Genomic DNA, 13,848 nt, shown 5'->3' on the forward strand with positions numbered 1-13,848 from the left:
CACTTAGCGCTCGATCCGGAGGGTCAGATAGATCAATAACGGCATGATGAAGTCGACAATATGTCGGGCCCAGTCTTTATAATTCCAGTGTTGCGATTCATCCATGTTGAACCACTCTACGCCGATAACTTGAAAGCAGACGTAATAGATGAAAATAGCGATCATTAAACCAATAAGTGCGAACTTCTTCGCCTCATGAAATTTCTTGGCGCTGGTGTTTATATTTTTGTACAAATGGTATGTCCCCACCATGGAAAAAACAGTGAAGAGCACCTCGAGCGTAATGATTAACCAGTAAATCCTGTGATGGGCCATGGGCGAGGTGATGGCGCGATAGTTATATCTTGCGCCCTCGCGAGTCGTGTCCATGCTGAGGATGTGGGCGATGTATTCGTAGTTGGTTGGGTAGTCGGTGAAGTTGCTATACAAAATCAAAATACCCAAAAAGCTTATAAATAGCATCAGAGTGGCTTTGCTGATTTTTATAGTTTGATTGATTGTCAGGTGGTTCAAGGTAGTTCTCCAAATCTGCTTTCCGTTTATGTTCGGATAAGTAAGGAGAGTCTATAACTTAGTGGGTTTATTGAGTGCTGGACTCAATTGCAAAGTGTGTATTGGTCGCTGTTTTGTTTAGGGGATTATAGGGGGCGTTATTGTAGGAGCGAGCTTGCTCGCGATGGATGTGAGGGCGACGCGTTAATCCAGAAATTACGCGTTTTCGTGAACGTCCATCGCGAGCAAGCTCGCTCCTACAGGGGAAATCAGCCTTTCCAGACTTGCGGGTTCACCAGATCCTGCGGTCGCTCACCGAGCAAGGCACTACGCAGGTTAGCCAAGGCTCGGTTGGCCATCGCTTCACGGGTTTCGTGGGTTGCCGAGCCGATGTGCGGCAAGGTCACTGCGTTTTTCAGTTGGTACAGCGGCGATTCGGCCAGCGGTTCTTTCTCGTAGACATCCAGCCCGGCGCCACGGATCCGGTTGTTTTGCAGCGCCTCGATCAGTGCCGGTTCGTCCACCACCGGGCCGCGGGCGATGTTGATCAGAATCGCGCTCGGCTTCATCAGCGCCAGTTCGCGGTGGCTGATCAGGTGTTTGGTCTTTTCACTGAGCGGCACCACCAGGCAGACGAAATCGGCCTCGGCCAACAGCTCATCCAGGCTGCGGAACTGCGCACCGAGCTCTTGTTCCAGCGCGGTTTTGCGGCTGTTGCCACTGTAGATAACCGGCATGTTGAAGCCGAGCCGACCACGACGGGCGATGGCCGCGCCAATGTTGCCCATGCCGACGATGCCCAGGGTTTTGCCGTAGACATCAGTGCCGAACAGCGGGGCGCCAACGGTCGCTTGCCATTGGCCGGCCTTGGTCCAGGCGTCCAGCTCGGCAACGCGGCGGGCGCTGCTCATCAGCAGGGCGAAGGCCAGGTCGGCGGTGCTTTCGGTGAGGACATCCGGTGTGTTGGTCAGCATGATCCCGCGTTCGTTGAAATAGGCGACGTCGTAGTTGTCATAGCCGACCGACACGCTGGACACCACTTCCAGTTTGCTCGCGTTCTCAAGTTGCGCCCGGCCGAGCTTGCGACCCACGCCGATCAGGCCATGGGCGTGGGGCAGGGCTTCGTTGAATTGGGCGTTGATGTCGCCGTTTTTCGGGTTGGGCACGATGACGTCGAAGTCCTGCTTGAGGCGTTCGATCATTTCAGGCGTGATGCGACTGAAGGCGAGGACGGTCTTTTTCATGGGAGGAGGGCTCGTCGGGCGTGGAGAATGCCAAGCACGCTAACATTCTTCCCGGACCTTGTGTAGGAGCGAGCTTGCTCGCGAAAAACCCGAGATCGCCGTTGGGTGTCAGGCTTGCCGCGTTATCGTTCACGACCATCGCGAGCAAGCTCGCTCCTACAATAAACAGGGCTCAATTCGCCAGTCGAGCCCCAGCCAGACTCCCGCTCAACTCATACGCCGCCAGTTCCGCCTGATGCGCCGCCAGAATCTCCGGCAACGATCCGCGCAAATACTCGACCCAGGTCTTGATCTTCGCATCCAGGTACTGCCGCGACGGGTAGATCGCGTACAGGTTCAGTTCCTGCGACCGGTAGTTCGGCATCACCCGCACCAGCGAGCCGTTACGCAACCCTTCAATCGCCGCATACACCGGCAGCACGCCGACGCCCATGCCGCTGGTGATCGCGGTCTTCATCGCGTCGGCGGAGTTCACCAGAAACGGCGAGCTATTAATGGTGACCATTTCCTGGCCTTCAGGCCCGTCGAAAGTCCACTTTTCCAGTGGAATCACCGGGCTCACCAGGCGCAGGCATGCATGGTTCAGCAAATCGCTGGGCTTGTGCGCGCAGCCGTTGGCTTTCACATACGCCGGCGAGGCGCAGACGATGCTGTAGGTGATGCCCAGACGCTGGGACACAAAACCCGAATCCGGCAATTCGCTGGCGAGGACGATCGACACGTCGTAGCCCTCGTCGAGCAGGTCCGGCACGCGGTTGGCCATGGTCAGGTCGAAGGTCACGTCGGGGTGAGTCTTGCGATAGCGGGCAATGGCGTCGATCACGAAGTGCTGACCGATGCCGGTCATGGTGTGCACCTTGAGCTGTCCGGCCGGGCGCGCGTGGGCGTCACTGGCTTCGGCCTCGGCTTCTTCGACGTAGGCCAGGATCTGCTCGCAGCGCAACAGGTAGCGCTTGCCGGCCTCGGTCAGGGCGATGCGACGCGTGGTGCGGTTGAGCAGGCGGGTTTGCAGGTGGGCTTCCAGGTTGGAAACCGCGCGCGAGACGTTGGCCGTCGTGGTGTCGAGTTGCACGGCGGCGGCGGTGAAGCTGCCGGCCTCGGCCACGTAACTGAAGGCGCGCATGTTTTGCAAAGTGTCCATGGGGTGCTCTCGGGTGCGATGGCAAATTGTGACACGAAGTTTCAGAGTCTGAGACCCCGACCAAGGGATTATCGCGTTAACGGTAACAAAGATTCACAGGAATCCCGGCTTATCGCGATCTAACCCCACCTCTAGAATTACGCAGTCCCTTGTAGGAGCGAGGCTTGCCCGCGAAGACGGCCTGTCAGGCGACTTCAATGGTGGCTGACAGGCCGTCTTCGCGGGCAAGCCTCGCTCCTACAGATTTCCCCCTCCTCAGGAATTTTCAGCAGTGCCGCGTCGCATCAGCAGAGCGCTTCAGACGCTCAGTGTTTTGGCTTTAACCCTGGCAATCAGCGGCTGCATCGGAACCGCAGGTATTGCCCCGCAGGGCAAGGCGCTGGAGGCCAATGCACTGGCCACCGACGAAGCCATTCAGAGCGCCGCGCAGGACGCTCACTGGCCCACCGCGCAATGGTGGCAAGCCTACGGCGACCCGCAACTGAACCGCTGGATCGACCTTGCGCTGCAAGGCAGCCCGACCATGGCCATGGCGGCCGCGCGGGTGCGTCAGGCCAGATCCATGGCCGGCATTGCCGAGTCCGCCGAGTCGCTGCAGATCAACGGCGAATCCACCCTCAAGCGCCACAACTGGCCCACCGATCAGTTCTACGGGCCGGGTGAACTGGCCAACTCGACGACCTGGGACAACAACGCCGCGCTGGGCTTCAGCTACGCCCTCGACCTCTGGGGCCGCGAAAGCAATGCCACCGAGCGCGCCGTCGACATGGCGCACATGAGCGCTGCCGAAGCGCGCCTGGCCCAGCTCGAATTGCAGAACAACATCGTGCGCGCTTACATCGAACTCTCGCTGCATTACGCGCAACGGGACATCGTCGCCGCGACCCTGAAACAGCAACAGCAAATACTCGACCTCGCACAGAAGCGACTCAACGGCGGCATCGGCACCCATTTCGAAGTCAGCCAGGCCGAAACGCCGCTGCCGGAAACCCACCGCCAGCTCGATGCGCTGGACGAGGAAATCGCCCTGAGCCGCAATCAACTCGCGGCGCTCGCCGGTAAAGGTCCGGGCGACGGCGCGCAGTTGCAGCGGCCGACGCTGGCATTGGGCACGGCGCTGAAATTGCCGTCGTCGCTACCGGCGCAGTTGCTCGGCCAGCGCCCGGACGTGGTCGCCAGTCGCTGGCAAGTGGCGGCTCAGGCGCGGGGCATTGATGTGGCTCACGCCGGTTTCTACCCCAATGTCGATCTGGTCGGCAGCCTCGGCTACATGGCCACTGGCGGCGGGGTGCTGGAGTTTTTGACCGGCAAGAAACTCAATTACAGCGTCGGCCCGGCGATCTCGCTGCCGATTTTCGACGGCGGCCGTTTGCGCTCCGGGTTGGGGGAAGCATCGGCCGGTTATGACATTGCCGTGGCGAAGTACAACCAGACGCTGGTCAATGCGCTGAAGAACATCTCCGACCAGTTGATCCGCCGCGAGTCCATGGACAAGCAGCAAACCTTCGCCGTCGAGTCCGTCGCCACCGCGCAGAAAACCTACGACATCGCGATGATCGCCTATCAGCGCGGGCTCACCGATTACCTCAACGTGCTCAACGCCCAGACCCTGCTGTTCAAGCAGCAGCAAGTCCAGCAGCAGGTTCAGGCCGCCCGCCTCAGTGCTCACGCCGAACTGGTGACGGCGCTCGGTGGTGGACTTGGCGCGGGCAACGATGTGCCGGAAGACGGCCGGACAGCTGCACCGAAAATCCCGGCCCTGCTTGAGAGCCTCTCGAATTGAACACCAAACCTGTGGGAGCGGCGGTGCGGCGATCCGACTTGCTCGCGAATGCGGTTTGTCAGGCGACATCAATGCTGACTGACACACCGCTTTCGCGAGCAAGCCCGCTCCCACAGGTACCGCACCCGGCCTTGATTTCATTGAGCACGATCTGATGACTCCCTCGCCCGCACCTCTGCGCTGGCTGTATTCCCTTGAATGGCGCCGGGGTTTCTTTGACTGGGCACGCAGCGACGGCGTGACCTGGGTCTACATTTTCAAGGTGTTGTTCGCCGCGTTCCTGACCCTGTGGCTGGCGATGCGTCTGGAATTGCCGCAACCGCGCACGGCGATGATCACCGTGTTCATCGTCATGCAGCCGCAAAGTGGCCAGGTGTTCGCCAAGAGTTTCTACCGTTTTCTCGGCACGTTGACCGGGTCGGCGGTGATGGTCGCGCTGATTGCCTTGTTCGCGCAAAACACCGAACTGTTCCTCGGTTCGCTGGCGATCTGGGTCGGCATCTGTTCGGCAGGTGCAGCGCGTTATCGCAACTTCCGTGCGTATGGTTTTGTACTGGCCGGCTATACGGCGGCGATGGTCGGGCTACCCGCTTTGGCGCATCCGGACGGCGCCTTCATGGCGGCGGTCTGGCGCGTGCTGGAAATCTCCCTGGGGATTCTCTGCGCCACTGTGGTCAGTGCCGCGATCCTGCCGCAAACCGCCAGCGCGGCGATGCGCAACGCCTTGTATCAGCGCTTTGGCGTATTCGCGTTGTTCGTCACCGATGGCTTGCGCGGTCGCAGCAAACAGGACACGTTCGAAGCGAGCAATGTGCGCTTCATCGCCGAGGCGGTCGGCCTGGAAGGGCTGCGCAGCGTCACCGTGTTCGAAGACCCGCACATGCGTCGGCGCAACGGTCGGCTCAGTCGTCTGAACAGCGAATTCATGGGCATCACCACGCGCTTCAACGCCTTGCACCAGTTGCTTGAGCGCTTGCGCAGCAGCGGCGCCGATCACGTGGTCGCGGCAATCAAGCCGGGCTTGCAGGACCTCGCGGAAGTGCTCGACGGCTTCAGTGGCCGCGCGTTGACCAGCCCTGACGCTGCTCGCCTGGTGACCGCGTTGAGCGCCTACAAGGACGGGCTGCCGGCAAAGGTTCGCAGCCTGCGGGCGACCTTTCAGGAGAGCAATCCGAGCGACGCGGAACAGCTCGATTTCCACACCGCGTACGAACTGCTCTATCGCTTCGTCGACGACCTGCACGGTTACGCACAGACCCACGCGTCGCTGGCCGATCACCGTCATGAACGGGAGCAATGGGACGAGCCGTTTACCCCGCAAACCAACTGGATGGCGTCCGCCGCTTCAGGTATTCGCGCGGCGTTTATTCTGGTGGTGTTGGGCAGTTATTGGGTGGCAACGGCGTGGCCGAGCGGGGCGACGATGACGTTGATTGCCGCTGCGACGGTAGGACTTTCAGCGGCGACCCCGAACCCGAAGCGCATGGCGTTTCAGATGGCCTGCGGGACGTTTCTCGGCGCGCTGATCGGCTTCGTCGAGATGTTTTTCATCTTCCCGTGGATCGACGGTTTCCCTTTGCTGTGCGTGATGCTCGCGCCGGTGATCGTGCTCGGTTCGTTCCTGACATCGCGACCGCAATACGCCGGCATTGGCCTCGGCCTGCTGATCTTTTTCAGCACCGGTTCGGTGCCGGACAACCTCACCCTGTACAACCCCTACACCTTCATCAATGACTACATCGCCATGGTGCTCGGCATGCTGGTGTGCGCGGCGGCGGGGGCGATCATCCTGCCGCCCAACAGTCGCTGGTTGTGGCGTCGGCTGGAGCAGGATCTGCGCGGGCAGGTCGTGTACGCCATCAGCGGCAAACTCAAAGGATTGGCCTCGAGTTTCGAAAGTCGCACACGGGACCTGCTGCATCAGGCTTACGGTCTCGCGGCCGGCCAACCCCAGGTGCAACGGGACTTGCTGCGCTGGATGTTCGTGGTGCTGGAAGTCGGCCACGCGATCATCGAGTTGCGCAAGGAGCAGGCGATTCTTCCGGTGCACCCGGCGTACGCCGAATCGCAGCCATGGCGCCAGGCAATCCGCGTGATGGGCCGTTCGCTGGTGCGGCTGTTTCTGCAACCGAGCCAGAGCAACCTGGAGCGCGGGCTGGTCGCGGTGGACCATGCGATCAGCCGCGTGCAAGCCACCGACGAACCCTTCGCCCCGCATTTCGACACCTCGGCATTGCGTCGGGTGAAGAGCTACCTGCACTTCATCCGCACCTCGTTGCTCGACCCGCAATCACCGCTCGCCGCTTACGTGAACACTCCGCCTCAAGGACTTGCCCATGCCTCGTGAAATCGCCTTCCACGGCGTGTACATGCCGACCATGACGCTGATGTTTTTCATCGCCGCGGCACTGGCCTGGGCGCTGGACCGGTTTCTGTCCGGGTTCGACCTGTACCGCTTCTTCTGGCACCCGGCGCTGCTGCGCCTGAGTCTGTTCACCTGTCTGTTCGGCGCCCTGGCGCTGACTCTCTACCACTGACTCTCTATCACTGAAGAAGGCCCTGATGAAAAAGCTTTTCAGCCTGCTCGCCACCCTGCTGGTGCTGGCCCTCGCGCTATGGATCGGCCGAACCCTGTGGGTGCATTACATGGACACGCCATGGACCCGCGACGGCCGGGTGCGCGCCGACATCATCAACGTCGCCGCCGACGTCACCGGGGAAGTGGTGGACGTGCCGGTGCGCGATAACCAGTTGGTGAAGAAGGGCGATTTGCTGATGCGCATCGACCCCGAGCACTACCGCATCGCGGTCAAACAGGCTCAGTCGCTGGTGGCTTCACGCAAGTCGACGTGGGAGATGCGCAAGGGCAACGCCCATCGCCGCGCCGACATGGATGCGCTGGTGATCTCCAGGGAAAACCGCGACGACGCGAGCAATATCGCGGACTCGGCCCTCGCCGATTACCAGCATGCGCAAGCGCAACTGGAAGCGGCCGAACTGAACCTCAAACGCACGGAAGTCCGCGCGGCGGTTGACGGTTACGTGACCAACCTCAACGTTCATCGCGGCGACTACGCGCGTATCGGCGAAGCGAAAATGGCCGTGGTCGACATGAACTCGTTCTGGGTCTATGGCTTCTTCGAAGAAACCAAGCTGCCGCACGTGCGGGTCGGTGACAAGGCCGACATGCAACTGATGAGTGGCGAGGTATTGAAGGGGCACGTGGAGAGTATTTCTCGCGGGATATACGACCGTGACAATCCGGAAAGTCGTGAATTGATCGCCGATGTGAACCCGACCTTCAACTGGGTGCGCCTGGCACAGCGCGTGCCGGTGCGGATTCACATTGATGAAGTGCCGGAGGGGGTGCTGTTGGCGGCGGGGATTACGTGCACGGTAGTGGTTAACTGACTGTTGGACCGAGTCGCCTGCATTCGCGAGCAAGCCCGCTCCCACAGTTGACCGAGTTCTTCCTGGAGAAATGCGATCAAATGTGGGAGCGGGCTTGCTCGCGAAGGACGCGACTCGGTCTCACGCCTTGCAGAAAGTCTCATGCAAATGCCGCCAAATCACCTTGCCATCTGCCTGTTTCTCGAACACCACGGTCGAGCGCCGATCCGAGTGCAGGCCGGTGGCATCGGTTTGTTGCTCGCGGTAACTCACGGTTGCACCGCCGTCATGTAGCGCGAGGCCACGCAACTCGCCAAGCTCAATCCGGAACCCGAGTTTCTTGCCGCCCGCCAGCATGAACAACTCGCTCAACGCCGCAAAATCCAGCACCCGGCCCAACGGCGAGACCATGGAAAACTGCGGCGAAAAACGTGCCAGCAGGTGTTCAAGTTCGGTGGCGTCCCGTTCTTCGGCCAGCCATTGCTCGATGGCGATGTGGGCCTGGATCACTTCGTCGAAGTAGTCGGTGTAGTCGGTCATGTTTCTATTCCTGAAATTCTGCGGCGCCTGGACTGACGTCTTCGCGAGCAAGCCCGCTCCCACAGAGAGCGCCGCGCAACCTGTGGGAGCGGCGGTGCGACGATTCGACTTGCTCGCGAAGGCGTCAACTCGGTCTCAGAGCTGCCCGCGCAACCCGAACCGCCTCTTCAACCCCGACTCCAGCAACCCCTTGGGCACCAACCCGGCCAACAACGGCATCGCCCGGCTGCCGTTGCCCAAACGAATCAGTCGCGGCGGTTTGTTCTGCTGCACAGCCTTGAGCAAACTGGCGGCCAATTCACTGGCCGGGGTCGGATTGCCCTGGGATGCGTTGGCCCGTGCCCGAATACCTTCACGCAACGGAAACCACGGTGACTGTTCGCTGATCAATTGCTCGGCCTCAGCCCCGGCATTCTTGGCAAAACTGGTGTCGATGGCACCCGGCTGAACTTCCATGACCCGCACACCGAACGGCGCCAGTTCCATGCGCAACGCATCGCTCAAGGCGTGTACTGCCGCTTTCGACGCGCAATACGCGCCGGCAAACGGTGTGACCAACACCCCGGACACACTGCCGATATTCACCACCAGCCCTTTGGCCCGGCGCAGCACCGGAAACAGCGCACGCGTCACGCCGACAATGGCAAACACATTGGTCTCGAACTGCCGCTGCAAGGCTGGCACACCGCCGTCGAGCAACGGCCCCATCGCGCCGTAACCGGCGTTGTTGATCAGCACGTCGAGACCGCCATGCTGTTGATTGATCTGCTCGCTCAACTGTTCGAGCGCCGCGCCATCGTTGACGTCCAGTTGCACGGCGTGGAAACCGGCCACCGTCAGAACCGCCAAGTCTTCAGCCTTGCGGGCGCTGGCCCAGACTTCGTAACCGGCCGCTTTGAAGGTGTCGGCCAGGGCGCGGCCAATGCCGCTGGAACAACCGGTAATCAATGCAATGGGCATGGCGCGTTCCTTGTGCAGATGAGAGAACAGTGATTAGTCAGAGAAACTACCCTGTAATCGCTCGGCGCGAAACTCCAGAGTTTGCGGGCGATAACCGGGACGCAGCGGCGGCATGGGCAAGCAATCTTCCCAATTCGCCCCGGCCTGCAATTCGCCGGGGCCGCGATAACGCGGCGCGGTGTATTGATTGTCGGCCAGATTGACCGTATCGCCCGGTGCGTACGCGGCGATGCGCCAACGCAATTCGGTCAGCGGCACATCGTTGCCGTTGTTCATTGTCAGTTGCAACGGGCGATCCGCCGGGCAGTGCTCCGGCGCATAGGTGATGCGCAACTCAAGACGCGCCAGTTGCTTGACCTCGCGGTTGTCCATCCAGATCACCCAAGTGGCCACCAGGCCCAAGCCAATGGCGGCGGCGACCGAGACGGGCAGCGCCTTGGACGGGTAACGCAGCAGCAGGATCAGCCAGGTGATGACCAGCAGGACGCCGATGAACATGACGCGAAACCTCGGGAGGGGATGCGAGCATCCTACCTAAGCGCAGGTGTGATTGGCGATGGGCTTGATGGTTGTGGTGGATATGATGGCCTCTTCGCGAGCAAGCCCGCTCCCACAGTTGACCGCGATCCCATATGACATCTCGGTCAAATGTGGGAGCGGGCTTGCTCGCGAAGAGGCCAGTCGAGGCAACACAAAACACTCAGACAAAAAAAAGCCCCCGCCCAACCCGCTGCGGATAGGGAACGCAGCGGCTCGGACGGGGGCTTTTCGTTTTACTGAACGCTTACTGCGCGATGGTTTTCACCGACACGCCACGCTCGATCGGCGTAGTCCGACCATAGATATCTTCAAACCGCTCGATATCGTCCTCACCCAGGTAGCTGCCCGATTGCACTTCGATGATCTCGAGTGGAATCTTGCCCGGGTTACGCAAACGGTGAACCGAAGCGATCGGAATATAGGTCGACTGGTTTTCACACAGCAGGAACACGTTTTCGTCGCAGGTCACTTCGGCGGTGCCGCTGACCACGATCCAGTGTTCGGCGCGGTGGTGGTGCATTTGCAGCGACAGGCACGCGCCCGGTTTCACCGAGATGTGCTTGACCTGGAAACGGCCGCCCATGTCCACCGAGTCGTACGAGCCCCACGGACGATAGACTTCGCAGTGGTTCTGGGTTTCGCTGCGGCCCTGTTCGTTGAGGGTGTTGACCATCTGTTTCACGCCTTGGACCGAGTCCTTGTGGGCGATCATCATGGCGTCCTTGGTTTCGACAACCACGATGTTTTCCAGGCCGATTACCGACACCAGTTTGCCGTTGCCGTGGATCATGCAGTTTTTGCTGTCCTGAATGACCACGTCGCCTTTGGTGACGTTACCGTTGACGTCTTTGTCATTCACTTCCCACAGCGACGCCCAGCAACCGACATCGCTCCAGCCAGCAGTCAGCGGTACGACGCAGGCGCGCTGGGTTTTTTCCATGACGGAATAGTCGATGGAATTGTCCGGGCAGCAGGCGAAGGTGGCTTCGTCGATGGTGACGGTGTCGGCGTCCTGTGCGCTGCGTTCAAGGGTCAGCAGGCAGGTGTCGTAGATGTCCGGATCGTGCTTTTTCAGCTCTTCGAGGAAGCGGCTGGCGCGGAACAGGAACATGCCGCTGTTCCAGAAGTAACCGCCGGACTGGACGAATTCGGTGGCGCGTTTCACGTCCGGTTTTTCGACGAAGTGCGAGACACGGCTGACGCCTTCAGGCAGCAGCGAGTCGTTGGTCGATTTGATGTAGCCGTAGCCGGTTTCCGGTTTGGTGGCCGGCACGCCGAACAGCACCATTTCGCCGTTTTCGGCGGCAACGGTGGCCAGGGCCAGGGCGCGTTGCAGGGCTTTCTGGTCTTCCAGTACGTGATCGGCCGGCAGCACCAGCATCAACTCGTCGCGACCTTCATTGATCAGCATCATCGCGGTCAGGGCCACGGCCGGCGCAGTGTTGCGGCCGAACGGTTCCATCAGGATGCGCTGGGTTTCCAGTTTACGGCTGGCCAGTTGCTCGTTGACGATGAACCGGTGGTCTTTGTTGCAGACCACGATCGGGCTGTCCATGCCGTCGAACACCAGGCGTTCCAGGGTTTGCTGGAACAGCGTGTGTTCGCCGGTCAGGGCGAGGAACTGTTTAGGGAACTGCTTACGCGAAAGCGGCCAAAGACGTGAGCCGCTACCACCTGACAAGATCACCGGAATCATGTTGTTACTCCTTGAAAATCGAATGGGTCAGAGCTACTGCGTTCTGTCGTTTCACTCTTGTTCTTATTCCGTGTCCCAACTGACACCTCGGTCCAGGGTGGGAGCGGGCTTGCTCGCGAACGCGGTGTATCAGTCGACATCATTGGCGGATGTCAGACCGCTTTCGCGAGCAAGCCCGCTCCCACAGGGGACGGGGTCAATCAGGAAAATTGATTAGCGCGTCGAAACCGGGCGTTTTACCCAGACTGGCGACAGGCTGCTGCCGTTACCGGTGACGTACAGCACCGCCGCTTCACCGCGTTCCAGGGCAACCGGCTTCACGTCGCCGACTTTGGTGGCGCCGTCATACAAGGCCAGGCTGACTTTGACCGGGTTGATTTCACGCTCGCCACGGCCCTTGGCGGCCACGGACGGGACCACTTCGGTCTTGCCGTCGGCGGTTTTCAGGGTCAGGGCCTTGTCGCTCAGGTTCTGTACGCGAACCAGGGATTTCTGCTTGTTCTTGAATGGCGGCTCTTCGATCAGTTGCGGCGCGCCGCTGGCGTTGTTGACCAGGGTGTAATAGTGGTCACCGGCCAGTTTCACCGGCAGGGTCTGGCTGCCGACTTTGGCGCTGTAGTCGCCGCCCGGCATGAAGCTGAAGTCAGTGCTGGACAGCGGCGCGACTTCGGCCAGGTTGGTGCTGCCGACGGTGGCGCTGACTTCAGCGTTACCGGCGTTGTAGACCCGTACGAAGCTCGAACCTTTCGGTGCGGTCGGACCGTAGAGCGCGGAATCGCCAGCGGCGAAAGCGTTCATGGAAAGGACGCTGAAGGTCGCGGCCAAAGCAAAGGTCTTGGCGAGACGGCGAGGAGTAGTAGTGAAAGTCATGGTGTACCTCTCTTTCAGTTTTGCGCCCGGTCGGGCGTCTCGGATTTAGTGTTTGCGGCTACGTTTTGTTGGCGAGCACCGGCTTCTTTGAGCGCTGCGACCCACTGCGGGTCGGCGTCGCCTATTTCGTTGTTCACAGGCAGATAACGTTCAGGAAACTCCCAGATCAGCACCTGTGGCGGGCTGTTCTTGAAAGCGTCGCTTTTCAGGTAGCTGAGCATCGGCAGAATCGGGCCGTGGCCGTCTTCGGCGTAATTGACCACGTCGCTTTGCAGCGCTTGTTTCAGCGCACCGACGAAGTTCCAGTTAGGGTTGGCGCTGTAGCTGGTGCCGATCAGGGCCACCGGCACTTCAGTGTTGGCGAACAGCGCGTCATCACCGCCAGCCTGATCGTCGGCTACCACGGTGTTGCGCTTCTGCAACGGCTCGGTCGCTGGCATCAGGTTTTCGAACAGCGGATCGAGCGGCAGGAACAGGCGCAGGTCACCCTTGTGGGTCACTTTCTCTGCCGGCTCGGTGACGAAGCGCTGTGGCTCGCCGCTGAGCGGGGTTTTTTCGGCGATGGTTTTGGCCAGGGTCTCGGCGGCGATTTGCGCGCCTTCCGGGGTCCAGTGGGTGTCGGTGCGCAGGAACACTTGCTGACCGTTCAGCTTGCCCTTTTGCAGCGGGACGAGCAGGTCGGGCGCGAGGATCTTGTTGGCCGCCACACGGGCGTGGAAGTCTTCATAGAGGTTGGTGTGAATACTCGAAGGCTTCACGTCGCCCAGGTGTTCCGGGTACAGGCGAGTCTTGGCCGGCACGATCGCCATCACCAGTTTCACGCCTTTCTCTTTCAGTTCCTGGCGCACGCCTTCAACCAGCGCGTAGTTGCCTTGCAGGTTCAGCTCTTCGTTGACGATCGGGTTGAATTCCTCATCGCTGTACAACCACTGGTCGCGACCGAGCACGACGCCCGGACGACCTTCGTTGAACAGTTTGAAATCCAGCGCGGCCCAGAGGTTGGTGCCCAGGCGCTTGATCGGGAACTCGTCGTCGTAGTGCGTTTCGACAGCCTTGGTCCAGCGGCCGTTGAGCACCGTCGCGTCGGCGTTGGTGCTGAAGCCGAGGAAACTGCGCGTCGACCACAGGCCCAGGACCAGCAGGGTCACCAGGAACAGGGCGATGTAGAAGATGCGTAATGAGCGGGTCATGG

Annotated in this window: 13 protein-coding genes; 4 read left to right on the forward strand and 9 right to left on the reverse strand. The window is 60.6% G+C overall.

The annotated features are described in order from the left end of the window. Positions 1-3 precede the first annotated feature (3 nt). The 3 genes from ACA073_RS04655 to ACA073_RS04665 all read right to left on the reverse strand — a co-directional run bounded on the left by ACA073_RS04655 (position 4) and on the right by ACA073_RS04665 (position 2,877). The gene (locus tag ACA073_RS04655; RefSeq protein WP_497401970.1) at positions 4-513 is read right to left on the reverse strand and encodes a DUF2165 family protein; all 510 of its coding nucleotides are present in this window, start codon (positions 511-513) and stop codon (positions 4-6) included. A gap of 248 nt (positions 514-761) precedes the next feature. After that, complete coding sequence (locus ACA073_RS04660; protein WP_497401972.1) at positions 762-1,736, reverse strand: 2-hydroxyacid dehydrogenase; 975 nt, start codon at positions 1,734-1,736, stop codon at positions 762-764. 172 nt (positions 1,737-1,908) lie between these two features. Further along, complete coding sequence (locus ACA073_RS04665) at positions 1,909-2,877, reverse strand: LysR family transcriptional regulator (protein ID WP_497401974.1); 969 nt, start codon at positions 2,875-2,877, stop codon at positions 1,909-1,911. A 271-nt stretch (positions 2,878-3,148) separates the two neighbouring features. Here ACA073_RS04665 and ACA073_RS04670 point away from each other — a divergent pair, with 271 nt between their 5' ends. From ACA073_RS04670 to ACA073_RS04685, 4 genes are all read left to right on the forward strand, one after another. Further along, the gene (locus ACA073_RS04670; RefSeq protein WP_497401976.1) at positions 3,149-4,660 is read left to right on the forward strand and encodes an efflux transporter outer membrane subunit; all 1,512 of its coding nucleotides are present in this window, start codon (positions 3,149-3,151) and stop codon (positions 4,658-4,660) included. 154 nt (positions 4,661-4,814) lie between these two features. After that, positions 4,815-7,007 carry an FUSC family protein gene (locus tag ACA073_RS04675; protein WP_497401977.1) on the forward strand — a complete coding sequence of 731 codons (2,193 nt, stop codon included), beginning with the start codon at positions 4,815-4,817 and terminating at the stop codon, positions 7,005-7,007. Then, complete coding sequence (locus ACA073_RS04680) at positions 6,997-7,197, forward strand: DUF1656 domain-containing protein (protein WP_497401978.1); 201 nt, start codon at positions 6,997-6,999, stop codon at positions 7,195-7,197. Before ACA073_RS04675 ends, ACA073_RS04680 begins: the two co-directional genes overlap by 11 nt. Before the next feature lie 25 nt (positions 7,198-7,222). Next, the gene (locus ACA073_RS04685) at positions 7,223-8,071 is read left to right on the forward strand and encodes an efflux RND transporter periplasmic adaptor subunit (RefSeq protein WP_497401979.1); all 849 of its coding nucleotides are present in this window, start codon (positions 7,223-7,225) and stop codon (positions 8,069-8,071) included. Between the two features lie 120 nt (positions 8,072-8,191). Here the strand turns inward: ACA073_RS04685 and ACA073_RS04690 are convergent, their stop codons facing one another. From ACA073_RS04690 to ACA073_RS04715, 6 genes are all read right to left on the reverse strand, one after another. Further along, positions 8,192-8,590: a DUF4440 domain-containing protein gene (locus ACA073_RS04690; RefSeq protein ID WP_497401981.1), complete on the reverse strand. Its 399-nt coding sequence runs from the start codon at positions 8,588-8,590 to the stop codon at positions 8,192-8,194. A 135-nt stretch (positions 8,591-8,725) separates the two neighbouring features. Beyond that, positions 8,726-9,550, reverse strand: coding sequence for an SDR family oxidoreductase (locus tag ACA073_RS04695; RefSeq protein ID WP_497401982.1), 825 nt, complete (start codon positions 9,548-9,550; stop codon positions 8,726-8,728). Between the two features lie 33 nt (positions 9,551-9,583). Then, positions 9,584-10,048 (reverse strand): multidrug transporter, encoded by a 465-nt coding sequence (locus ACA073_RS04700; RefSeq protein WP_497401983.1) that lies wholly within the window; start codon positions 10,046-10,048, stop codon positions 9,584-9,586. 286 nt (positions 10,049-10,334) lie between these two features. Beyond that, positions 10,335-11,786, reverse strand: a complete 1,452-nt coding sequence (locus ACA073_RS04705; protein WP_497401985.1) for a mannose-1-phosphate guanylyltransferase/mannose-6-phosphate isomerase — start codon at positions 11,784-11,786, stop codon at positions 10,335-10,337. A gap of 213 nt (positions 11,787-11,999) precedes the next feature. Then, on the reverse strand, positions 12,000-12,656 hold the full coding sequence (locus ACA073_RS04710; protein ID WP_497401986.1) for an alginate O-acetyltransferase AlgF: 657 nt from the start codon (positions 12,654-12,656) through the stop codon (positions 12,000-12,002). A gap of 14 nt (positions 12,657-12,670) precedes the next feature. Then, positions 12,671-13,846: an alginate O-acetyltransferase gene (locus ACA073_RS04715; protein ID WP_497401987.1), complete on the reverse strand. Its 1,176-nt coding sequence runs from the start codon at positions 13,844-13,846 to the stop codon at positions 12,671-12,673. Positions 13,847-13,848: the final 2 nt, after the last annotated feature.

It is taken from the genome of Pseudomonas sp. LBUM1670, assembly GCF_059695695.1.

What these genes read in the sequence shown, in the direction of transcription:
- ACA073_RS04660 (WP_497401972.1), bottom strand. Translation starts at nt 1,736, where the DNA reads ATGAAAAAGACCGTCCTCGCCTTCAGTCGCATCACGCCTGAAATGATC.
- ACA073_RS04665 (WP_497401974.1), bottom strand. Translation starts at nt 2,877, where the DNA reads ATGGACACTTTGCAAAACATGCGCGCCTTCAGTTACGTGGCCGAGGCC.
- ACA073_RS04675 (WP_497401977.1), top strand. Translation starts at nt 4,815, where the DNA reads ATGACTCCCTCGCCCGCACCTCTGCGCTGGCTGTATTCCCTTGAATGG.
- ACA073_RS04680 (WP_497401978.1), top strand. Translation starts at nt 6,997, where the DNA reads ATGCCTCGTGAAATCGCCTTCCACGGCGTGTACATGCCGACCATGACG.
- ACA073_RS04685 (WP_497401979.1), top strand. Translation starts at nt 7,223, where the DNA reads ATGAAAAAGCTTTTCAGCCTGCTCGCCACCCTGCTGGTGCTGGCCCTC.
- ACA073_RS04690 (WP_497401981.1), bottom strand. Translation starts at nt 8,590, where the DNA reads ATGACCGACTACACCGACTACTTCGACGAAGTGATCCAGGCCCACATC.
- ACA073_RS04695 (WP_497401982.1), bottom strand. Translation starts at nt 9,550, where the DNA reads ATGCCCATTGCATTGATTACCGGTTGTTCCAGCGGCATTGGCCGCGCC.
- ACA073_RS04700 (WP_497401983.1), bottom strand. Translation starts at nt 10,048, where the DNA reads ATGTTCATCGGCGTCCTGCTGGTCATCACCTGGCTGATCCTGCTGCTG.
- ACA073_RS04705 (WP_497401985.1), bottom strand. Translation starts at nt 11,786, where the DNA reads ATGATTCCGGTGATCTTGTCAGGTGGTAGCGGCTCACGTCTTTGGCCG.
- ACA073_RS04710 (WP_497401986.1), bottom strand. Translation starts at nt 12,656, where the DNA reads ATGACTTTCACTACTACTCCTCGCCGTCTCGCCAAGACCTTTGCTTTG.
- ACA073_RS04715 (WP_497401987.1), bottom strand. Translation starts at nt 13,846, where the DNA reads ATGACCCGCTCATTACGCATCTTCTACATCGCCCTGTTCCTGGTGACC.